The organism is Desulfothermobacter acidiphilus (genome assembly GCF_052073645.1).
In the GTDB taxonomy this organism is placed as follows: Bacteria; Bacillota; Desulfotomaculia; order Desulfotomaculales; family Ammonificaceae; genus Desulfothermobacter; species Desulfothermobacter acidiphilus.
Genome location: NZ_CM125440.1, coordinates 1706990 through 1728144 on the forward strand (window position 1 = coordinate 1706990; position 21155 = coordinate 1728144).

Here is a 21155-nt window from a genome sequence, read left to right on the forward strand (position 1 = left end):
CCTTTCCCTGGCTTTCAATTGTTATATAATTAAATAAAGTAGCTTTCGGGAGCCGAGCGCAGTTGAGTAGAGCAGAGGTGAGGTTCAGCGGCTGTCTCACCCCCGCGGCAGGCTCCCGAGCCAGCGAGGGAGGTAAGAGCTATGAACCTGCCGCAAGAAGAGATTTTCCCTACTTTCGATTTTCCTCGACTATGGGCTAGCCAACTGCCACTGCTCCAGACCTGCCTGCAGTACACTTACGAGCGCAGCCCTTTCTACCGGGAGAAATGGCGGCAAGCGGGTATAAACACTCCTTCCGAGATCCGGGACCTGAGCGACTTTGCCCAGCTCCCCTTCACCACTAAAGCCGAGCTCCGCGCCGGCTATCCTTTGAACTTCATGGCGGCTCCGGAAGAAAAAGTGGTACGCATCCACTCTTCTTCTGGCACCACTGGCAAGCCGGTAATCATTCCTTACACTGCTAAGGATGTAGAGGTATGGGCAGAAATGATGAGCCGCTGCCTGCGAATGGCCGGGGTGCACCAGCGCGATCGGGTTCAGATAACGCCCGGCTACGGCCTCTGGACCGCTGGCATCGGCTTTCAAGCCGGCGTGGAGCGTCTGGGAGCAATGGCCGTTCCCACTGGCCCCGGTAACACGCCGAAGCAAATCGAATTAATGCTGGATTTAAAGACCACGGTCCTCATTGGCACCTCCTCTTACGCCCTCCTGCTAGCCGAAGAGGTGCAAAAGCGGGGCCTTAAGGACCAGCTATCCTTGCGGGTGGGCATCTTCGGTTCGGAGCGCTGGAGCGATAAGATGCGCCGCTATGTGGAAACGGGATTGGGGCTGGAGACTTTCGACATTTATGGCCTCACGGAGATTTACGGACCGGGCATAGCTATTGACTGCCCCTTTCATCTGGGACTGCACTATTGGTCTGACTACCTTTACTGCGAAATCATTGACCCGGAAAAAGGCACTCCCCTGCCCCCAGGAGAAGAAGGAGAGTTGGTCATAACCACTCTAGCCAAAGAGGGACTGCCCCTGATACGCTACCGCACCCACGACCTAACCCGTCTTCTACCCTACGCCTGCCCGTGCGGCTCGCCCTTTCCCCTTCTCGACCGCATCAAAGGGCGCACCGATGACCGGATCAAAATCAAAGGCGTGAATATTTACCCTGGCCAACTAGAGGAAGTGCTGCGAGACGTAAAGGGAACGGGAAGTGAGTACCAGGTGATACTGACCCGAGAGGGTATGCGAGACCAGATGCTCATCAAAATCGAAGGTGTAGCAGATTGCGAACCGGAGATGGTGGCGGAAAACTGCCGCCGAGCGGTTAAAAGCCGCATCGGGGTCACGGTGGAAGTAGAAGTGGTGCCCCTGGGAAGTCTGCCCCGCAGTGAAAAGAAAACCAAGCGCGTCTTCGACCTCCGGGATCAATAAGACGATTGAGGGTCCACCCTGTAGGGTGGACCCTCAATCCTTAAGCGCCGGGTGGCGACAGTTATAATTGCTGCGGCACTTCTACCGAAATTCCCCGCAACTCCTCCTCCGCCCGCGCTGCCCGCCTACCTTTGGCTATAGCGCCCAGAATGATGGCTCCGCTAACCACAAGGGCCAGGCACATGATGGCGAAGCTTAGATTTTTAAGAAGCCCCGCCGTCGTGGGGTTCAGAGTCAGCTTGCCCAGATTCCCCAGGTAAACGGGGATGCTAACCAGACGGCTCACCATCACGATCAGCATAACCAGCGCCATCACCAGCTTGATCATATAATCCTTAACATAGCTGGTGCCAATGGCCCCCAGTTGCACGCCGAAGAGGGAGCCGAAGAGGATCAGGAGCGCCAGCCGGAGATCCACAAAGCCACTGTAGGCCCAGCTGAGAGTGCCCACTAGGCCCATGACGAAGGCGATTACCAACTCCGTGCCACTAGCCACAAACCCCGAAGCGCCCAAGATATACATCATGGCCGGCACCCCGATAAAACCACCCACGGCGATGGTGGCAGCAAGCAAACCGGTGGCGAACCCCAGAGGCACAGTGACCCAGAAGCTAACCCGCGATTTAGCCACGGGGAAGTTCATCATCGGGGGCAGACGGAAACGCTGCACCTTTTGAGCCAACTCGCCAGGACCGGCCACCAGAGACTGTTGCTTCCTGCTCTGGCGGGCGTCGCGCAAAACGATCAGTCCTACCACCAACAGCACCACTACGAAAATAGCGCTCACGTAGAGATCGGAACCAGCCGCTCCCCAGATCCGGTTGATCCACTTCTGGATCTGAACTCCTATCTGGACACCTAGCGTAGCCGAAATCCCCATTACCAGCCCTAGGAGCACGTCCACGTGGCCCAGCTTTCCCCTCTTGATAGCGCCAATCAAGGCCTTGGGAAACTTGTGGCACATATTACTGGCCACCGCCATAGCGCCGGGAACACCCGCGCTCATCATGCCGGGTGTGAGCACGAAGGCGCCGCCCGAACCGATAAAACCACTAAGCAGCCCTCCCAGGAAACCCAGCGTGGGCAGAAAGATCAGCATAAAGGGGGTCAGTTCCAGCACTTCTTTCGGTCCCATCTGCGTTCACCCCCTAGCGGCCCCTGGCACGGATGCCCAAGGCCTCGAAAAAGGTCCCGGCAAAATTCCCGTGCACCAGGGAGAAGACGATGGCCACCGCTACCACGATAGCCGCTTTACCAATACCGCCCACCGCCACAAATTGCTGCAACGCGTCACCCTTGATGAAGACCAGCGCATAAAGACCTAAAGACAGCGCTCCCCAAAGCAGAAGGGTACCCCACGGTTTCCTACGCTTGCTCTCGTGGTTCATCTCTATCCCTCCTAAATTTACCAAACTATATTTTGGTTTAAGGTGCTTAGAACAAGTGTCATGTGCTCACAATCACTATCCCGCCAAGAAAAGGAACGGAACCACTTCCACATACAGCCAAGGTGCTTGGCGACCTTCTATCGTGTCTTAATATAACGAGGATCGGCTAACTACACTCCACCAAGTCTGGCTGCCACCTCCCCAATGCCGTAAAGTATGCCCAGCGAAATGGCCGTTAGGGCCAGGATCCACAAGTCAGTTACCGATAGGTCTAGCTTCTGAGCCAAACTCTCCACCAGAGACTCCCGCGTCTTCTCCTCTTGCGCAATCGCCCTAGCCATAACCCTCATCCCCCTTGCCAAGATTTTTTGGTAATTTTAAAAGGAGTGGTGAGTACGGTAAGCCTAGCCGGGCTCACCATACTACCACGCTAGGGACTCTTTTGACTCCAGCCGCCGCTCCCTTTGCTCCGACGTGGACGGCACCTCCAATTCTCGAAGCGTCTCCACTAGCCACTCGCGCGCCAGGGAAAAGGCCAGGTAATGCTCCACCATCAAGACCCAGAGCCCGTAACCTACTCCGGCCAGAAAGAGCACCAGAAACCCTAAAGTGACCGCCGACAACCCTGGAACTCCGGGTGCGATGTCGAGGGCCTCACGCACCCGCAAAATGGAAGAATGTATGAACCAAGCCGCCAAACCGATCAACAAAGCTACGACTATAAACTTTTTCCCTATCGTTAACCGGCCGAGCCGCGCTCCCATTGTCTAGCACCCTTTCTTTCCGAAGCTTCCGCTTTACATATACATGCAAATTCCATGCCACCTTGTAAGCGCAACGGGGCGCTGCTTGAAGCAGCGCCCCGCGCAAAAAGGTGAGCAAAAATTTGCTCACCTGTGTCATTTCTTGCTCAGATCATTTTCCTAGCAGCACCGGGACCGGAGATAACTGTAACACCCGCTGACTCACTCCCCCCAGCAGGAGCTCTTTCAAAGGGTTGGTACCTCGGCGACCCATGACGATGAGCTCGTAGTTACCCTCTCGCGCCAGCTCAACGATCTCTTCGGCTGGTGGTCCGGTACGGATAACCGGTTTCCCCTCTATGCCAGCCTCCTTTAAAATGGCTAGCGCCTTTTCCAGGTCTTGCATGGCCCGCTTACGCGCCGCCTCCTCTAATTGCTGGGGTGTTACCCAGGGAACGTATTCGACGCTGGGATCGACCGGAGGAATCACTTCCACCACCGCTACCTGGGTAAGCGGAGAAAACTGCAGCACCTCCATCGCCCGCCGCAGAGCTTGATAACAGTGCTCGGAACCGTCGATAGCCACCAGCACCCTTCTGAACAACCCCCTCTACCTCCTCGCTCGATTTCTAGCCGTCGCTGCCATCTGGGACATGGGGGGCAAACCTAACGAAGCGGTTCAACTCACCACAAAATTCACCAGCTTGCCGGGAACGGTAATGACCTTCCGGACCTGTTTGCCCGCCAGTATCTCCTTCACCCGGGGCTCTCGACGCGCTGCCGCTTCCATCTCCTCCGGCGTAACGGTAGCTGCTAACTGCACCTTCGCCCGCACCTTACCGTTAATTTGGATTACCACTTCAACCTCCTCGGCCTTAGCCAGTTCGGGATCGTAAACTGGCCACCGCTGCCGGTGCACACTCTCTCCGTGCCCCAGAACCTCCCAAAGCTCCTCCGCCAGATAAGGGGCGAACGGGGCCAGAAGCAGCACCAAAGCCTCCACCGCCTCGCGTAACGCTCCTGGATCACAATCCTTCCCTTCCTTATCGCGATAGCGCAATAGGCCGTTGGTGAGCTCCATAATGGCGCTGACGGCGGTGTTGAGACCGAACTCCTCTATGTCCCGGGTAACCCGCTCGATGGTCCGGTGGGTGAGACGGCGCAATTCCTGGGCGGAGGGTCCTGGCTCCCCACCAGCTTCCTCCGCTAACGTTGGGACCAGGGAGTGCACCAGCCGCCACACCCGGTTAAGAAAGCGAGCGCACCCCTCCACCCCTTCGTCGCTCCATTCCAGATCTCGCTCCGGGGGAGCAGCAAAGAGGACGAAGAGACGAGTGGTATCCGCCCCATAATGGGCAATGATTTCCTCGGGGCTAACGATGTTCCCCTTGGACTTGGACATCTTGGTCCCTTCCTTCAGAACCATTCCTTGGGTAAGCAAGTTGGCGAAGGGCTCCTCACAACTCACCAATCCAATGTCGTAGAGAAACTTGGTAAAAAAGCGGGAGTAAAGCAGGTGCAAAATAGCATGTTCCACTCCCCCGATGTACTGGTCCACCGGCAGCCAATAGTCTGCCTTGGCCTTGTCCCAGGGAGCTCGGTCCTCGCGCGGGCTGGTGTAGCGAAAATAGTACCAGGAAGAGCAGATGAAAGTGTCCATAGTGTCGGTTTCGCGCTTGGCCGGAGCGCCACAGCGTGGGCAGGTAGTGTTGACGAACTCGGGGCAATCCTTCAACGGCGATTCGCCAGTGGGTTTAAAGGCCACATGATAAGGAAGCAGCACCGGGAGCTCCTCCTCGGGAACCGGCACCAAGCCGCAACGATCACAGTAAACAATGGGAATAGGAGCTCCCCAGTAGCGCTGGCGAGAAATTAGCCAGTCGCGCAATCGATAGGTGACCTGACGCTGCCCCAGACCTTTCTCTTCCAGATAGGCAGTGATCTCTTGGATGGCTTGCTGATTAGGTTTACCATCGAAGGGGCCGGAGTTGACCAAAATCCCCTCGTCCACATAGGCGGCTGACATCGTTTGGGGGTCTAGAGAAACTCCGGGAGGCTGGATGACCACCTTGATGGGCAGGCCGAACTTGCGGGCGAACTCAAAGTCGCGCTGATCATGAGCCGGCACTCCCATCACTGCGCCGGTACCGTATTCCATCAGCACGTAATTGGCCACGTAGAGAGGAACATCGGCGCCGGTCAGTGGGTGCTGACAATAAGCGCCCAAGAAAAGGCCCTCTTTTTCCTGCTCACTCGCCGTCCGGTTAAGCGCGGGGAGATGACGCGCCTTTTCCACAAAAGCCAGCACCTCTGAGCGGCGTTCCTTGGTCACCAACTCTGGCACCAGCGGATGCTCGGGAGCCAACACCAGGTAAGTTACACCATAGAGAGTGTCCGGACGAGTGGTGAAAACAGTGATGCCCTCTTCCCGGCCAGGGAGGGGGAAGGTGACCAGGGTTCCCTCGCTACGACCGATCCAATTATACTGCATGACGCGCACTTTTTCGGGCCAGCCCTCAAGCCGGTCTAGATCCCGCAGCAAGCGCTCAGCATAGTCCAGGATACGGAGAAACCACTGCTCCAACTCGCGAGAAACCACAGGGGTCTTGCAGCGCTCGCACACCCCTCCCACCACTTGCTCGTTTGCCAGCACTGTAGCGCAAGAAGGGCACCAGTTAACCGGGGCCTTTTTTCGGTAAGCTAGACCGCGGTGAAAAAATTGGAGGAAAAGCCACTGGGTCCAGCGATAGTAATCAGGGTGGCAAGTAGCGATTTCGCGGTGCCAGTCGTAGCTGAAACCTAGCTGTTTTAGCTGCTCGCGCATGAACTTAATATTTTGCCAGGTCCAATCGTGAGGGTGAATACCATGCTTGATGGCCGCATTTTCGGCCGGCAAGCCAAAAGCGTCCCAGCCCATGGGATGGAGCACGGAGTACCCTCGCATCCGCTTGTAGCGGGCTATTACATCCCCGATAGCATAGTTACGGACGTGGCCCATGTGCAGTTTGCCGGAGGGATAAGGGAACATTTCTAAGCAGTAGTATTTGGGTTTGCTCTCGTCTTCCACAACAGCGTAGAGGTCTTCTATTTCCCAACGCTGGCGCCATTTTCGCTCCACTTCGTGGAAGGGGTATCTTTCCGCCACCTCGTTAACTCGCCTCCCGTTCCGGGAATAAAAATAACGGCCTCTTTTTAAGAGGCCCACTTAGCGCTTTTTTGGTGGAGCTGGCGGGAATTGAACCCGCGACCTTTTCCATGCCAAGGAAACGCGCTCCCACTGCGCTACAGCCCCACACGCACTTTTAATTGTAAACCAGAACCCTGAGCTAGTCAATAGGTACCGGGCTCTAAGCTAAAAAGTGTGGAGTAAGAAGGAGGAGGCGGCCGAAGAGCCAAGGGATAGTTTAGCACACCACAACCCCAAAGGAGGCTCTCGACCGCCTATGAAACAGTTTATAGCGGAACTTCTGGGACTGCAAGGATGGATTATCTACCGGGTAAAGATCGAATCAGATAGGATTGACGTATACGCCGGGCGACCGAGGAAAGAAGCCAGCTGTCCTTCCTGCCAGACTCTTACCCGGCGGGTTCACGACCGGTCGCGCGAGTGGAGGCCAAAACTGCACACCCGATGCAACGGGCTACCGGTTTACCTCTGGGTACGCCCCCGCCGGTTCAAATGCCCGAATTGCGGGAAGGTATTCACTGAAAGATTTCCGGGTATCAGACCTCGAGCAAGAAGAACCGAGCGGGCGGAAGCAGATTGGCTCGAAAACTTGAAGGACCGCAGCTTTCGCAGAGCAGCGGAAGTGGTAAGGACAAGTCCCGGCACCCTGCGCCGGCTGCTTCTAAAGCAAGTGACCAATCAGGTGAACATCGAGGAGGCCCTTAAAGATCTACCGGCTTTGGCTTTAAGCATAGACGAGCACAGTTTCAGGGGTCAGGACATGATGATCACCGTTACCTGCGTGTGGCCCGAGCGAAGGCTTATCGCCATCTTACCGGATGACCGGCTTAAGACGCTGGAGAAGTTTTTGAAGGAGCTGCCGGCTTCGGTGCGCAGGCGCATCAAGGCGGTGTGCATCGACTTCAAAGACGGCTGGCGCAAGCTTATAAAGAGGGTGCTGCCTGGAGTGCCTGTGGTGGTTGACCATTTTCACGCTCTTAAAGATGCCAACCGGCGTGTAGACGAGGCGAGGCTAATAGAGCAGCAGGTAACCGGGCAGCGTATACCTCGTTGGCCTCTGGTGAAGAACGAAGAGGATTTGACCGAGCGCCAGGCAGCCCAGCTTGCCATGATCAGTAGGCGGTACAGGAACGTGGCCCATTTTCACTGGGCCAAGGAGCAGCTACGCGACGTCTATCGTGCCTCCTGCCGGAAGGAGGCAGAGCTAATCCTGGATCGTCTGATCTTAAACACTCGGGAGGCGAGCGACGTTGCGCTGGTTCAATGGGGGAGAACGCTTCGTAGCTGGAGGGAAGAGATTCTCGCTTATCACAACTGGCGGGTTACCAACGGTTACACCGAGGGTGTCCATACTAAGATCAAGCTCCTCAAGCGGATAAGTTACGGTTTTCGGAACCGCGGGGTCTATGTGCGAAAGATGCTCTTAGCTTTTCTCCCCTTGGCTTGGCTGATCTCCCCTCCACACTTCTTGACCTAGAGCCTAGGTACCGGCCTCTAGGATCGTGTCAACCTACTGTAGGAGTCTCGAGCCCCACTGTCCCCGGACCAGGACGAACTACCAAAGAAGATCGATGTTCCGGCTCAAAGCTTTGAGGGCTCTGGTTAATGACGTTACCGGACCCCGTAGAGCGGGAAGATTATCGAACACCTCACCCGATATTTTCCTTAGCCTCTGCCTCTCTTCCTCGACAGCTGCCTTATCGATCTCTAAAGCCTTTAAGCCCTCCTTCCGTCGGGCTACATATTGCTCCCGCAAGGAAACACCATTCGCCTTCGCCACCCGCAACCGGGCCATCCGGTCTACCCCACGAGCACTCCAGGCCATCGGTCGGGATGATAACCGTGCCGAGAAGAGATGACTTACGTGCGCCTCCGCACTTACCCCCAACTCCGCCCCGGGATAAAGCCGGTAGGCCATTATCCCCTCCCAGTTCCGCCGGATGTAACGTCGGCAATCCCGTACCGCTTCCTTCCGCGCAGGACTCGCCGCAGCTTTGCCCGCCCGCCGCAAAATCGCCTGTACCTTTACCTCATCACCCTCCCATAAGGCCGCCCAAATCTCTCTATAACCATCACTATCACGCCCCAAAGCAGCCACCAGGTACTTGTCCAGGTGAAAAAGATCTAAGACAAAGACGCTCCTCGGTAGAAACTCCAGCCCTTTCTTTATCCACCTGTCTCCGTCACCGCAGAGGTAAATCCGCTCCACAGAAGATAATTCGTACTGCTCCTCGATGTAGCTCAACACCTCGAACCACAGCTCATCCGTATCTGAGTAAAGCCCTCCCAAGTAATAAGGCCGCTTGAGTCTGTATCTGTCTTTCCCCACCTTCTCTTTCCCCTCGTGGATGTAAACCAGCCGGGGTAAGTACTTCTTCCCGTCCTGACCTGCTACGTGGTCTTCATCCGCCTCCACATAAAGAACCTTCCCCCGGCGCTTCTCCCCAGGCGGCTCGGGCAGTTCTTCCAGTGTAAAGTTGTGAATCACCTTCTTCACCGCTTCGCCGCTTAGCACAACCTCCCGATTGCCTCTCCCTACCCTCTCGCCACTCTTCCGGTAGGAAAGATCTACCGCTTCTTCTAAGGCTTGTGCTTTAACCAGAGGATCAACCCGTGCGTGCGGCCCGTAACCTACCAACCGATCTATCAGGTGCACCCGCTCCCCAGTCTCTTTGTGCCGGTAATAGGTTCGCTTATAGTTGACCAGACCGAAAAGGGTAAGTACTTCTTTGGGATCGTTTCGCCGCTCTACCCGCCAGCCGGGCCGCTTTTCCCGGTGCTCCCGAAGATAGGCGTCTTTCGCCTCTAAAACTTCCCTCAAAACCTCCTGTCCCAGGTTATTAAGCTCCTGCCAGAGCTTCTCCTCGAAGCTTAAAAAGTCGGTCCCTTCCTCCAGAACCTTCAACGTTAGCTCCGCTACCCTCTGGAACTTCTCCCAAATCTGCTTTATAATCTGCATAGAGACCTCACCCTCCCGAGTGGTTGTTTAAGCAACTACTCGTCCGTTGCAAGGACGGTGAGGTCTCTCTTCTTTCTCCCCTTCCTTAGCTCCTGCAAAATTCCTACAGTAACTTTACACTAACGGCCTCTAGGTCAAGAAGTGTGGAGAGGAGATCAGCCAAGCCAAGGAGAGAAAAGCTAAGAGCATCTTTCGCACATAGACCCCGCGATAGGGCGTTCTACTTTCGCGAACTGAGAGCCTGCGATTCGAGAGTTCCAGGCTTGCAGTTTTGCGTCTTGCCTGTGGGGCGTGGGTTCGTAAAAGAAGTATTTCGCGAATTAAAACATGCTTCTGCCGAGCAAAAACAGGTGAAAAGTAGAGAGAGGATATTCTCACTGCCAGAATAATCAGCTCATAGACATCGCATCAAAACCTACCTGCTTGCAATGCGGCCTAGATATAAAGCAAGTAGCCATACTGGGGGAACAGAGAAAATAAGAAAAAGAAAACCAATAGTTTTAAAATATTTCCTAGCAGCACTATCCAAAGCTTCCCGTTGCCTATAGACTAAGAAGTCAATGCCTACGCAGAGAGAAACAACAGCATTTTGAGTAAGTAACAGAACTAGTCCTGCACGCCAGGCTTCAGGCTTAGGTAACATAACAGTTAATAAAGCAAGAAATAGTCCTTGGCCTATGATAAGGGGCGAAAGAGCCACTATCAATTTTGTGTGGCGAAAAATAAAAAGAAGTAATCCCACACTCACAAAGAGGAACCTAGTTAAGATTTGAATTGTGACTTCCGCGCTGCTCACCATAAAAATCCCTTCCTTGTTTGCGCATTATTTTGCTCCCTCTACCCGGCGGAAGGAGACGCTTCTTTCCCTTCTCCAGCCTCCGCCCTGCCTAGTTCCTCTTTTATGATTCTGAAGAAGACCCTGGAACCATAGAGGAAATACGCCAACCCTCCCGCTCCAAAGCAAAAAGCCTCGCAAGCACACGATATGGGATCGTTTTTACTAAAAAAGGTGCAGGACCAAAAACTATAACTCCAAGGACGAGCACCATACCCGTGGTTAAAATACCTGTTAGCACCAACTTCGGTATCGTTCGAGTAAACCGTGCGGAATAATCGTAGTATGTATATACAGTAGCACAAAAAAAGACTATACACATCGTAACCAAAGGAAAAGCAAGAAGTAGAAAATAAGCAACAACTTTAACAGGCAAACCTCCTAATATACCTGATATCAACATAAAAGGAAAGCAAAACAGTAAGGCGCGAATAAAAAGTGGGAACAAACGAACATGCCGATACAGATCAAACATTGTTTTGGGGTTGATCTTTGGTTTGCTGATAAGCTCCTTCTTATCCAAGAAGACAGCAAAGGCCCCAACGCAGGCAATAAAAAGCCCCATTAGCTTAAACCAGGCCCCGGCCTCCTTGGGTAGATCAATTACCGAGCTGAGATCCCGGCGCAGGTCGCCGTGCGAAACGAGTTCCCCCAGGGCAACTCCAAGCAGTGCAGAGGCAGCCAACACCCCGGTGTAAATGAGAGGGAGAGCAGAGCCTTTCTTCACAACCTCCAGCCCCCTAAGTTCATGATCTTAACCGGCAGGGTTCACCCCGTATTCCTCCCATCCCTGGTAAAAGCCCGTCCCAAAGCAGTAAAGGGAGTAAGCCCCAGCTATAAAAGCTACCAGCCCGCCAGCCCCAGCTGCTAGAGGTGCATCGATGAGACCGGCAGCGCCAGCCGCGTACAGCTTCTCCCATCGATCCAACAGCATCTAGAACTGGTTCCCACGCTTTGGTATAGGTGTTTTCAAGACCTTTCTGGCAAGCGTACGCCAACCTGTCCGCATAACCCGAAAGCCCAGACAACAAAGCTGCACCCTCAACCCAGCTCATCTAAAATTCTACCTCCTTCCGGAACTGGAATGGTAGAGCTAAAAAAGGCCCTGCTCCTCCCGCTCACAATCCCCTTTCTCTGCAACTCGAAGCTTTTCCGACACAGCTCCTTGCCGGTAAGAAGGTTCATCCTCAACTCCCACCTGCCCACAGGCAAGTCAGGCGGAACGCGGAAGCTAAAAGCGCAACTCCGCAAAACCCTCCTCCCCCCGACCTCGGAAGGTAGAGGGGGTACCCTGACCACGACTCCGAACCGCGCTTCCCTCTGATACCACCAGGAAATAAGCAGCGGTAGCCGATAATCCACGCCCGCCAGCTCGGCAAAGAGAATCAACCTGTCATTATCCGGAAGGGAAAGAGTTGTGACGGGAGCCACAGGAATAAGCTTGGTTCCCTCGTTATGAACGCCGAGGCACAAAGTGGCCTTCACTAATCCAACGCTGCCTTCCAGGTGCCGGAGTTCCTCCTGGCTCGTGGTGAAAAGCTTTTTGCCCTCCTTACTCACGGTGAAAGGCACCCTGTAGGGCACCCCGATAAGGGCAAGATCCAGAACCCCATCCGGCGGCTCCAAGCGCACCTTTCGTTTCTTATTCCCCCACGAAACCTCCAGCGTCTCTTCCTTCGCCCCTGGAAAGTAAAGACGCATAGCTACTCTCCCTTAGCTGCTAAATCAGGTTAGCTGCTAAATCAGGAATGTTTGCCCTTTAATTTCTTCGGAACTTTTTCCCTCGACTTTAGGGCAGAAACCCGGACGAGAAATTAAACACCATTCTTTATGAAGAGCGAAAGGTTAGGAAGTAACCGGCGAAGAAATCCTTTTCAAGAAAAGCAGGCAGAAAGGGGCGGAAAAGGTTCTATGGAGCAGGTATATGCGGGGTTCTGGAGGAGGTTTGCGGCCTTCGCCATCGACTACATGCTGCTCGTTTTCGTGTTCGGCATCCTAGCCAGTCCCTTCGCCGCGCGCCTGGGATACTTCTGCGGTCACGCCGGAGCAGCCATCTGCGCTTCTTTAGGCGTCAACCCCCGCACTGTCAGTCCCTCTACCGTGCTAGCAATGTTCTTTTTCGAGTACTCCCTCCTCGTCTATCTGCTGCTGGGCTGGCCCTACTTCACTTTGTTCGAAAGCTCCGGTCTCCAGGCCACGCCGGGAAAGCTAGCTCTAGGCATAATCGTTACCGATCTTGAAGGGAAAAGAATTGGCCTCGGCCGGGCCACCCTCAGGTTCTGGGGCAGACTCGTGTCGGCCCTTCCTCTGCTGGCCGGCTTTTTCCTGGCCGGCGTTATGCCCCAGAAGCGGGCCCTGCACGACATGCTCTCCGGCACGCTTTGTCTCAGAGCAGGTAGCAGCTCACAACATCGGCGCGGTTGTGGCCCAGATCCCGGCTCACCTCAAGCTTAGCTTGCCTCTTAAGTTCTCTTCCCGACAGCTCCGGGTTCTCGGCTTTCAGGCGTTGTATCTCTTCCTTCAGGCGAACCCGGGCGTACTCGCGCCGGTAAAGCTTAACTACCAGCCACCCCGGAATACGAGGAAAGGGCCTGCCCTTTCCCCTGCGCCTCGGCTAAAGGGGCCAGCGGCGCTGCCACTCCTCCGAGCTTTCCGGCCAGCCGTCCGGCGGCTTGGTATCGAGACGGATTCGCCCCTTGGAAGAAACCACAAGGAAACGGTAGGCTTTGCCGCTGCGCAGGACAAGAGTACCCGCGTCGAAGGTGGTGCTTCGCCCCGCAAAGCGCACGTAGCGGTAATTGCCCTGTCGGCGAAAGGAGGCGGCGTGGATAACCACCGATTGCGGGAGCTCCTTCTCCCGCCAGGGCTCGCTTTCTCCCTCCCGCCATATCCCGTAAAAGTGCGCTTTTCCCTTCCGGTAAAAGCGCACTTCCCAGATCTCCCCCGTGCTTAAAGCCTGCTCCTGGGCCAATCTCGCCTCCTGCAGGAGCTCCACGGAACTGGTCTGGAGTACCTGGTGAGACAAGCACCGTTGCCAGGCAAGAAACAGGCCGCTTACCATGATAGCGGAAATAGCTAGAACCACCACCAGTTCCAGCAGACTGAAACCGGCTTCGCGCCTCTTTAAAACCCGAGCAGCGAAGCGTACCACTGCCAGATTCCTCTCCCCCAGAAAAGAGCGATTAAAAGCCCCGCAGATAGGAAGGGGCCGAAGGGGATGTGGTCCTTGCGCCCTTTGCGGCGGGTGACCAGGAGGATTATGCCCCAGACACCGGCTATGAGGCAGCCAAGGAAAGTCCCCAAAAGCGCCAGCGGCCAACCCAGAAAAAGGCCGGAAACCGCCGCCAGCTTGATGTCCCCTCCCCCCATCCCCCCCCGGCTCACCAGCGCCAGGAAAAAAAGAAAGCCCCCAGCACTTAAAGCCCCCAGCAGAGCTGGAACCAACCCCGGGTCCCGAGCCATATAGTCTAGCGGCACCGCGCCCACCAGGGCCCCCAGAACCAGCCGATTGGGAATGATATAATGTTCCAGATCGATAAAGGAGGCAACCAACAAGCAGGCCAGGAAGAAGTAATTCCTTAACGCCATCATCCCCCAACCCCAGCGCCAAACCACCGCTAGGGCCAGGCCGGCACTCAGGAGCTCCACCAGGGGGTAGCGCCAGGAGATAGGAGCGGAGCAATAGCGGCAGCGCCCCCGCAGGAGCAAAAAGCTCAAGACCGGTACCAGATCGTACCAGCGCAGGGCTTCCCCGCAGGAAGGGCAGCGCGACCTTCCCAGCGCCACACCTTCCCCCCGAGGCAGGCGGTAGATCAGAACGTTAAGAAAACTGCCCAGCACCGCTCCCAGCAGCAGAGCTAGCAACAAAGTGAACTTTTCCGCCAAGCTACTCTTCCTTTCCTGCCACTTAAGGTTGAAAAACGTTGACCCGTCCCAGACTCCACTTGCCCACTTCTTCTAAAATTAGCCTGGATTTAGGTGTCTTGTCCATATACAGGACAGCCGCGAACTCCCCTCGCACGGTGCCCGGCACCTGCCCCTGCATCAGCTTGAAAGAGCGGATCTCCACCAGATTCCGCACCGCCCCCGTCTCCAGGCCCTCTATGAAACCCAGCACATCGGGGTAGCTGCCCTCCACCCCGATCTGCAAAGGAAGAGCTTGTAGATACTCCCCCTCCAGCACTTGACCCGGCTCGAAGTTCACCACCTTGACTTTCTTGGCCGCCGCCTGCAGCCCCAGAAGGATAACATCCGCTCCCTGCCGGGCATCCAAAGTAAGGTAGCCCATCAGCGGGTCGCGCTTAAGCTCCTCCAGCCGCTTCTCGTCCATGGGGCGCATGACCTGTAGCTGCCGGTACCGGTTAAGCTCCTTTTGTACCTGGTCGAGATTCTCCCGCGCCTGGACATAAGCGCGCCATTGAGGCAAGAAGAAAAGGAAGACCAGAACCAAAACCCCCGCACCACCTGCCAAGGCCCAGAACAGGAGCCGCCTCTTATTGCCTACCATCACCTGCTCACCCCCTTGGCAAGCTCCGCCTCTATCACGAAGGTGTTGCGCCCTTTGTCGTCCGTCCCCACCTTGACCAGGTGAACCTTAGCGAAGTAGCCAGATTCCCAGAGCTGACGCTCAAAGACCCCGATGGCGGCGAAAGAGCTGGCCACCCCTTGAATGCTAACCATCGAGCCCTGGGGCGGGATGCCCGCTTTGGAGGCAGGTGGCTTCCCGGCCGTTTCTCCCTTACCTCCGGCGGGCAACACCTCCAGCTGGGTGAGAGTAACCTCCTGGGGACAAACATTCCCGATGCCTTGGAGAATGGTGTGCCAATTCTTGCGCCCCTGCACTATGGCGCTAAACTCCTTAAGGGTGTTCTCCAATCGCACCCGCTCGTTGTGGACGGCTTCGGCCGCCTGCAGCTGCACCGCCAGGCGGTTAAGCTCCTGATTCGAGCGAGAGAGTTCGGCCCTGGTGAAAAGAAAGCTGGCTAGGAACCCACCGTAGCCCAGCACGATGATTCCCCCCCCCAGAACCGCACCGGCCAGCTTCAGCAGCCGCCGCTTGTCCACCATACCCTCCACCTGGAGTTGCGGGGGCAAAAGGTTGACCTTGTAGCTCACACCACCACCTCCCTGAGGGCCAGGCCCAGGGCCACGGCGTAAGCCGGATCATAAGGTACAGAAAATTTCATAACCGGCGTGTCCACCGTCACCGGCAAGCCGAGCATTCCCTCTAAAAAAACCGGAAGGGGTCGAAATTTGGCGCCCCCTCCGCTCAAGATGACCCTTTTGACCTCCACTCCCTCTTGCGTGCTGCAGAACTCCAACGATCGCTTGATTTCCCTGCCTATCTCCAGTAGTCCGCCCCGGAAGGCTTCCGCCGCCGAGGGGTCTTCGATGGTAGCCGCCGCCTCCAGCTTCATGCGCTCGGCTTCCTCGAAGGGCACCCCGTAGTGCTCCGAAGCCGAGCGGGTGAAGAGGTCTCCCCCAGCGGAGAGGGTGCGCAGGAAGACGATCTGCCCGTTCTGCGTGACCACTATCTGTGCAACGCGGGCCCCGACGTCCACTAAGGCGATGCCTCCCTCCCGCAGCTGGGGCCGGAAAAGGCGGTGCAGGGCGAAGGCGGGGTGATCGAGTACCCCCAGCACCAGGCCCGCCCGCCGGAAGAGCTCGTGGAACCGGTAGACCAGAGGAGCCGGGACGGCCAGGATGAGGCACCTTCTCCCCTCACTCCCCGCCTTGTCTTCCAGCCACACCGAGCGGATGATGAGCTCCTCCACCGGGGTGGGGAGGAAACGCTCCACCTCCAGGCGCACCGCCTGCTCCCGCTCCCGGTCGCTCATGGGGGGCAGCCTAAGGATGCGGCTCACCACCTTGTCCCCCGGCAGGCAGGAGATGACCTCCTTCGCTCCGGGGGCGAACTCGCGCAGCACCTCCACCAGCTCGTCCTCATCGAACACGTCCCCCCACACCCCCGGCGGGCTGGGCAGGCGGCTGAGACGGATCACCTCCGGCCGGCCGCTGGCGAGCTCCACCTCGGCCAGCTTGGTCTCGGCCGTCCCCACATCTATGCCCACGAAGCGAGTCTTGCGGGGAAGGATTTTCTTAAGCCAACCCAAACACGGCACCTCCTTTGAGCTACTTGACTTCCCAGGAATCGAGGCGGTAGCCCCCCATGGGCGTGGCGGGCGGGATAGAGGCGCGGGCGTAATTCACGTTGATGATCCCTTCGATGGTCACCGGCCCCTTGGCCGCCACCCAGTCGAGGTCGGTGGTATCGATCCCCGTGCACTTGAAGGTGAAGCTGCCGGTGGCCAGGGCGGAAAGATGCCCCCCTAAAGCCACGTCCGAGGTGTATTTGATGTCCCTGTTGACGGCGAAGAGGCCGAAATCGTTTTTCACGGCGTGGGTATCTACTTTCACCCCGAACAGGTTAACTATTCCGCAGTCGAGGGTAATGCTGTCGGCCACGATGGTCGCCGGCTGGGAGGACTTCACTTGGAGAACGGCCAGAGGCTGTCCAAGAAACTCGACAAAGGTAACCGTAGCCTTTCCTTTGTACTTGCTCTGGTAAAAGTTGATCACGTCTTGTTTCCAGGCATCGTACGCAGCCTTGAAAGCCTGATTAAAGTCCAGCGGGCCGTTCACCACCGCCAGGAAGCTATTGTGGTTGGGATCGGTCAAATCCAGCTCCGCTCCGTTGACCCAGACGGTGACCACAGCGCCGCCGGTCAAGGGATCAGGAACCTCTATCACAGAGTAATCCCATTTGATGCCCTTCTGCGGGTCCTTGAACCAGTCGAGGGCGCTGTTGAAGTAGTACCCCCGGCTCCGGGCCTCCTGCTCCACCTGGCTGTACCAGACCGTCCCCTTTCCGACCTGAGGAAAAGAGGGCAGCGGAAAACCGGGTATGCTCTGGCAGTTTTCGTGAATACGCTGGGGATCGATAAGGCCGAGCCAGGAACTCCAGTAGGGCAATTTCACCTTTCCCCCGGCGTAGATGTCGCCCTTCCAGGTACAAAGGCTCCCGAGCCGAGTCAAGCCGGTGAGATCCACATCCTTGCCGGCCTTGATCTCGCCCGAACCCGTAGTTAAGCCGGCGCTCAGCACCACGTTCCCCCCGGCGTAGATCCCGCCGGTGAAGTCTTGTATGCCCGCCCCCGGTATTCCCCAGGGCCCCACGGTGATATCTCCCTGCCGGGCCAGAAAGGAACCCCTGGTCACGGTGATCGCCCCCTTCATTGCCACCGACCGGTCCGACTTGACCCCCGGGCCGCCGTAGGAGAGGAAAGGGTCGGGCAAAAGCTCTACCTTGGCCTTTACGGTGTGGCGGGCCTGGGCCTGGCCGGGCCTGGGATTCTCCGGGTACACGCCGGTGGAATCGATGTAGGCGAAAATGCCCTCCGCGCTCCGGGGGTCGTTGGGATCTCTTTTCTCTTTTTTGATTTTTACCTCCACCTCCTCGATTTTCCCGCCGCCGAAGGGGGTGTTCTGGTAATAGGTGCCGGAAGCGGGCAGGCCCAGGGGGTAAGGCTTGTTGCTCTGGCGGAACTGGGTCAGCACCTTCTCCACCCCGGCCTCGGCGATGTAGTAGGCCTTCTCCCGGGCTTCCTCCAGGGTGACCAGGCGGTTCTGCTGCAGGGCGGCCGCCACCGCCGCCGTCCCGGCGATGAAGAGCACCGTGGAGAGGATGAGCACCAGGGCCAGGGCTTGTCCCCGCTCGTCGCGCCAGCCTCTCATCCTTGCTCACCTACCTTTATGCACGCCTGGGTAGAAAGGGTGAGCTCCCCCGAATGCAGGTACTCACCCGTTAAGACGACGCTCACCGCTCTACCCTCAACTTTGAAGACCGCCTCTTTGACCACCGGACCGGTGATGGGCTGGCCGTCCTCCTTGAGCTCGCGGGCAGCAGGGTCGAAGGCGTAGGTGCGGGCGGTGCCGTCGGGCAAAGTCACCTTTATCCCCCGGAAGCCTTTACCCGTGTCTTTAGCATCGATGGGGTCCACCGCCACCACCTCCTTGGCCTCCCGCACCCTTAGAGTGATGCGGTCGAGGGCCGAGCGCAGGTTGGCCTCCACCTCCTGCCGCTGAAGCTCCTGCCAGTAGCTGCGGTAGCCGGCCGAAACAAGGTAAAAAAGGGCCAGAGAAAGCATGGAGAAGATGGCCAGCGCCACCACCACCTCCAGCAAGGTGAAGCCCTCTTCTCCCTCGAACCGTCTCATGTTCCCTTCCACCTCTCGCAGGTGAGCTGCACTTCCCGCTCCCCCCAGGGAGTGCGGTACTTGACCACCACCTTCACTTCCTCCAGGCCCGCCGTGGAGGAAGGCGTAGTGGTCACCGCCACCCTCTCAACGTCCCCGAGCTCGCTCCCCAGCCGGAAGACCAGGTAGCGGGAGGAGGTGTCGGGAGTGGAGCTCCAGGATGGGGCCACGTAAGCGGTGCGGGAGGAGCCCACGTAGCTCTGGATTTTCCTCACCTGCCCCTGCCCCATGCCTTCGATGATGGCAAGGTAAAAGTCCTGGTAAGCCCCGTCCTGGTTATCGGCTTTGTTTTCCAGCACGACATAGTCCGAGCCCGCGCCCCGCACCTGGCCCTCCCACTCCACCGGGCTGGCTTTGGCCGCCTCCATCACCGCCCGCGCCAGGCACAGAGCCTCCTGCTTGCCGGAGCCAGCGGCGGAGGCCATGCGCCCGGAGAGGAAGAGGCTGAAAAGCCCCAAAGACAGGACGGCGAAGAGGCAGAGGGCCACCACCACTTCCAGAAGCGACATGCCGCGCTCGTCCACGATTATCGACCTTCTCGCCAGTTTATTAGTCGGGGAGGGAGAGGGAGCTCCCCCTCCCCCTTAAAAGGTGCTACTTCACGGTAACCGTGCTTATTCCATTTGTACCCTTAGCCTCTACCCGAACTGTTGTACCGTCGGAGTCCAGGGCCTGCAGGGTGTACGCACTAGTGCCACCAGAATAGCTGTACTTCACCCCCCAGGGGTCTTTGGGAAGATTATTCTTGTTGTTCGGATCCTCGGGCAAGCCCGCCTTGCTAATGGCGTCCGCTTCGGTAGCCGGGTAGCTACCGTTCATGGCGTAGTAAGAATCCAGGGCCGCCGCCATGGTGTTCATCTGCCCCATGGCCTCCGTCACCTTGGCCCGGTCAATGTACTTGAGGTAGAACCAGATGCCGGCCGCGATCAGCACGGCGATGATGATCAGGACCACCATCATCTCCACCATGGTGAAGCCCCGCTCGTCCCGCCCCTTAGCACGAAGGGAGCGGCAAAGCTTGTAAAAAGACACTTCTATCGACCTCCTTTAGGCGAGTTTGTTTGGAGCTCGTGCTTCTCCCTGCGAGCCGGATAGCGCAACCATCCGGAGAGATTCCTTACCACCCCCCTTCACATTCCCGGCGCCTGGGCCGACAGGGCCCCCGGCAGGCTGAAGAGCGGCAGGTAGATGGAGAGGGCGATCAATCCCACCAGCACCCCTACCCCGATGATGAGGAAGGGCTCTATCAGGGTGGAGAAGCGGTTCACCGTGCCCTCCACCTCCCGCTCGAAGAAGTCCCCCAGCTTGGCCAAAAGCCCGTCGAGATTCCCCGACTCCTCCCCCACCGCCACCATGCTCACCGCCAGGGGCGGGAAGAAGGCGCCCCGGGCCATCAGGACGGAGAGCCGCTCGCCCCGCCTCACTCCCTCCTCCATGGCCGCCACCTCCTTCACCGCCGGGGAAAGCCCCAGGACCCGCCCGGCGACGGCCAGGCCCTGCAGGAGGGGAACGCCGGTGGCCAGTAAGGTGGAGAGAGTGGAGGCGAAGCGGGCCACCGCGCTCTTCCGCAAAAGCCCTCCCACCACCGGCAGGCGCAAGAGGAGCCGGTCCCACCACTCCTTGCCCTTTGGGGTGCGCAGGTAATAGCGCAGGCCGACCACCCCGCCGGCCAGGGCCAGCAGGAAGAGGTACCAGTAGTGGATGAGGCCGTAACTCACCCCCATCACGATGCGGGTAGGAAGAGGCAGAGAGACGTTCATCTGCCGGAAAATGTCGGCGAAGATGGGGACGATGAGCACCAGGAGAGCCACGGCCACCACCAGCGCTATCCCCGCCACCAGCAAGGGGTAGGAGGTGGCGGTCTTCAACTTGTCGGTGAGGTCCGCCTGCCGCTCGAAGTAGGTGGCCAGGCGCCCCAGCGCCGTATCCAGAGTGCCGGAAGTTTCTCCCACGGCCACCATGCTCAAGAAGATCTCCGGCAGAATTTCCCGGTGGTGGTCGAAAGCCTCCGCCAGGCTCCGCCCTTTCTGCACCTCCGCCGCCACTTGCTCCAGGCACTCCTTCAGCCGCCGGTTCTCCGTCTGCCGCACCAGCACCCGCAAAGCGGGGAGGAGGGGCACCCCAGCGTCCAGCAGGGTGGAAAACTGGCGCGCCAGCACGGCCATATCCCGGCTCTTCACCTTCAGCCGCAAAAGCGCTCCCAGATCGAGCTCGTACTCTTTCAGGGGCCTGAGCTCCACGGGGAAGAGCTGGCGCTCCCGCAGCGCGGCCGCGGCGGCGCTCACGCTCTCCGCCTCCAGCCTCCCTTTTACCAGGCAGCCAGCGAGGTTGCGCGCCCGGTAGTAAAATTTCTGCGGCAT

Annotated in this window: 24 protein-coding genes and 1 tRNA gene; 3 read left to right on the top strand and 22 right to left on the bottom strand. The window is 57.7% G+C overall.

Annotated features, from left to right (window positions below):
• Positions 1 to 141 precede the first annotated feature (141 nt).
• Entirely contained in the window at positions 142 to 1428 is a 1287-nt protein-coding gene (locus tag ACTLLP_RS08585) for a phenylacetate--CoA ligase family protein (protein ID WP_441058905.1), read from the top strand.
• A 61-nt stretch (positions 1429 to 1489) separates the two neighbouring features.
• On the opposite strand, the gene ACTLLP_RS08590 is transcribed toward ACTLLP_RS08585, so the two are convergent.
• The 7 genes from ACTLLP_RS08590 to ACTLLP_RS08620 all read right to left on the bottom strand — a co-directional run bounded on the left by ACTLLP_RS08590 (position 1490) and on the right by ACTLLP_RS08620 (position 6851).
• The gene (locus ACTLLP_RS08590; RefSeq protein WP_441058907.1) at positions 1490 to 2563 is read right to left on the bottom strand and encodes a sulfite exporter TauE/SafE family protein; all 1074 of its coding nucleotides are present in this window, start codon (positions 2561 to 2563) and stop codon (positions 1490 to 1492) included.
• 13 nt (positions 2564 to 2576) lie between these two features.
• A complete protein-coding gene (locus tag ACTLLP_RS08595) occupies positions 2577 to 2816 on the bottom strand; it encodes a hypothetical protein (protein ID WP_441058909.1) in 240 nt (79 codons plus the stop codon).
• A gap of 170 nt (positions 2817 to 2986) precedes the next feature.
• Entirely contained in the window at positions 2987 to 3157 is a 171-nt protein-coding gene (locus ACTLLP_RS08600; protein WP_441058911.1) for a hypothetical protein, read from the bottom strand.
• Positions 3158 to 3238: 81 nt separating this feature from the next.
• Complete coding sequence (locus ACTLLP_RS08605; protein ID WP_441058913.1) at positions 3239 to 3580, bottom strand: hypothetical protein; 342 nt, start codon at positions 3578 to 3580, stop codon at positions 3239 to 3241.
• 151 nt (positions 3581 to 3731) lie between these two features.
• Entirely contained in the window at positions 3732 to 4163 is a 432-nt protein-coding gene (locus ACTLLP_RS08610; RefSeq protein ID WP_441058915.1) for a universal stress protein, read from the bottom strand.
• 75 nt (positions 4164 to 4238) lie between these two features.
• Positions 4239 to 6704, bottom strand: a complete 2466-nt coding sequence (gene leuS, locus ACTLLP_RS08615; RefSeq protein WP_441058917.1) for a leucine--tRNA ligase — start codon at positions 6702 to 6704, stop codon at positions 4239 to 4241.
• Positions 6705 to 6776: 72 nt separating this feature from the next.
• Positions 6777 to 6851, bottom strand: a tRNA-Ala gene (locus ACTLLP_RS08620).
• Between the two features lie 151 nt (positions 6852 to 7002).
• Between ACTLLP_RS08620 and ACTLLP_RS08625 the strand changes: the two genes are divergently transcribed.
• Positions 7003 to 8223, top strand: a complete 1221-nt coding sequence (locus ACTLLP_RS08625) for an ISL3 family transposase (protein WP_441058919.1) — start codon at positions 7003 to 7005, stop codon at positions 8221 to 8223.
• Positions 8224 to 8301: 78 nt separating this feature from the next.
• Here ACTLLP_RS08625 and ACTLLP_RS08630 read toward each other — a convergent pair whose 3' ends face one another.
• The 5 genes from ACTLLP_RS08630 to ACTLLP_RS08650 all read right to left on the bottom strand — a co-directional run bounded on the left by ACTLLP_RS08630 (position 8302) and on the right by ACTLLP_RS08650 (position 12241).
• A complete protein-coding gene (locus tag ACTLLP_RS08630; protein WP_441057473.1) occupies positions 8302 to 9705 on the bottom strand; it encodes an ISLre2 family transposase in 1404 nt (467 codons plus the stop codon).
• 415 nt (positions 9706 to 10120) lie between these two features.
• The gene (locus ACTLLP_RS08635; RefSeq protein ID WP_441058921.1) at positions 10121 to 10504 is read right to left on the bottom strand and encodes a hypothetical protein; all 384 of its coding nucleotides are present in this window, start codon (positions 10502 to 10504) and stop codon (positions 10121 to 10123) included.
• A 100-nt stretch (positions 10505 to 10604) separates the two neighbouring features.
• A complete protein-coding gene (locus ACTLLP_RS08640; protein WP_441058923.1) occupies positions 10605 to 11267 on the bottom strand; it encodes a hypothetical protein in 663 nt (220 codons plus the stop codon).
• Between the two features lie 27 nt (positions 11268 to 11294).
• Complete coding sequence (locus ACTLLP_RS08645) at positions 11295 to 11474, bottom strand: hypothetical protein (protein ID WP_441058925.1); 180 nt, start codon at positions 11472 to 11474, stop codon at positions 11295 to 11297.
• A 107-nt stretch (positions 11475 to 11581) separates the two neighbouring features.
• Positions 11582 to 12241 carry a hypothetical protein gene (locus tag ACTLLP_RS08650; protein WP_441058927.1) on the bottom strand — a complete coding sequence of 220 codons (660 nt, stop codon included), beginning with the start codon at positions 12239 to 12241 and terminating at the stop codon, positions 11582 to 11584.
• A 210-nt stretch (positions 12242 to 12451) separates the two neighbouring features.
• Between ACTLLP_RS08650 and ACTLLP_RS08655 the strand changes: the two genes are divergently transcribed.
• Positions 12452 to 12994 carry an RDD family protein gene (locus ACTLLP_RS08655; protein ID WP_441058929.1) on the top strand — a complete coding sequence of 181 codons (543 nt, stop codon included), beginning with the start codon at positions 12452 to 12454 and terminating at the stop codon, positions 12992 to 12994.
• Between the two features lie 160 nt (positions 12995 to 13154).
• On the opposite strand, the gene ACTLLP_RS08660 is transcribed toward ACTLLP_RS08655, so the two are convergent.
• The 10 genes from ACTLLP_RS08660 to ACTLLP_RS08705 all read right to left on the bottom strand — a co-directional run bounded on the left by ACTLLP_RS08660 (position 13155) and on the right by ACTLLP_RS08705 (position 21155).
• Positions 13155 to 13691 (bottom strand): prepilin-type N-terminal cleavage/methylation domain-containing protein, encoded by a 537-nt coding sequence (locus ACTLLP_RS08660; protein ID WP_441058930.1) that lies wholly within the window; start codon positions 13689 to 13691, stop codon positions 13155 to 13157.
• On the bottom strand, positions 13664 to 14425 hold the full coding sequence (locus ACTLLP_RS08665; RefSeq protein ID WP_441058932.1) for a prepilin peptidase: 762 nt from the start codon (positions 14423 to 14425) through the stop codon (positions 13664 to 13666). The genes ACTLLP_RS08660 and ACTLLP_RS08665 overlap by 28 nt, the downstream gene beginning before the upstream one ends.
• A gap of 22 nt (positions 14426 to 14447) precedes the next feature.
• On the bottom strand, positions 14448 to 15047 hold the full coding sequence (locus ACTLLP_RS08670) for a hypothetical protein (protein WP_441058934.1): 600 nt from the start codon (positions 15045 to 15047) through the stop codon (positions 14448 to 14450).
• The gene (locus ACTLLP_RS08675; protein ID WP_441058936.1) at positions 15047 to 15655 is read right to left on the bottom strand and encodes a PilN domain-containing protein; all 609 of its coding nucleotides are present in this window, start codon (positions 15653 to 15655) and stop codon (positions 15047 to 15049) included. The genes ACTLLP_RS08670 and ACTLLP_RS08675 overlap by 1 nt, the downstream gene beginning before the upstream one ends.
• Positions 15652 to 16653: a type IV pilus assembly protein PilM gene (gene pilM / locus ACTLLP_RS08680; protein ID WP_441058938.1), complete on the bottom strand. Its 1002-nt coding sequence runs from the start codon at positions 16651 to 16653 to the stop codon at positions 15652 to 15654. Before pilM ends, ACTLLP_RS08675 begins: the two co-directional genes overlap by 4 nt.
• A gap of 19 nt (positions 16654 to 16672) precedes the next feature.
• Positions 16673 to 18274, bottom strand: a complete 1602-nt coding sequence (locus tag ACTLLP_RS08685) for a pilus assembly PilX N-terminal domain-containing protein (RefSeq protein WP_441058940.1) — start codon at positions 18272 to 18274, stop codon at positions 16673 to 16675.
• A complete protein-coding gene (locus ACTLLP_RS08690; RefSeq protein ID WP_441058942.1) occupies positions 18271 to 18756 on the bottom strand; it encodes a prepilin-type N-terminal cleavage/methylation domain-containing protein in 486 nt (161 codons plus the stop codon). The genes ACTLLP_RS08685 and ACTLLP_RS08690 overlap by 4 nt, the downstream gene beginning before the upstream one ends.
• Positions 18753 to 19319, bottom strand: coding sequence for a type IV pilus modification PilV family protein (locus ACTLLP_RS08695; RefSeq protein WP_441058944.1), 567 nt, complete (start codon positions 19317 to 19319; stop codon positions 18753 to 18755). Before ACTLLP_RS08695 ends, ACTLLP_RS08690 begins: the two co-directional genes overlap by 4 nt.
• Positions 19320 to 19389: 70 nt before the next feature.
• The gene (locus tag ACTLLP_RS08700) at positions 19390 to 19827 is read right to left on the bottom strand and encodes a type II secretion system protein GspG (protein ID WP_441058946.1); all 438 of its coding nucleotides are present in this window, start codon (positions 19825 to 19827) and stop codon (positions 19390 to 19392) included.
• A gap of 98 nt (positions 19828 to 19925) precedes the next feature.
• On the bottom strand, positions 19926 to 21155 hold the full coding sequence (locus tag ACTLLP_RS08705; RefSeq protein ID WP_441058948.1) for a type II secretion system F family protein: 1230 nt from the start codon (positions 21153 to 21155) through the stop codon (positions 19926 to 19928).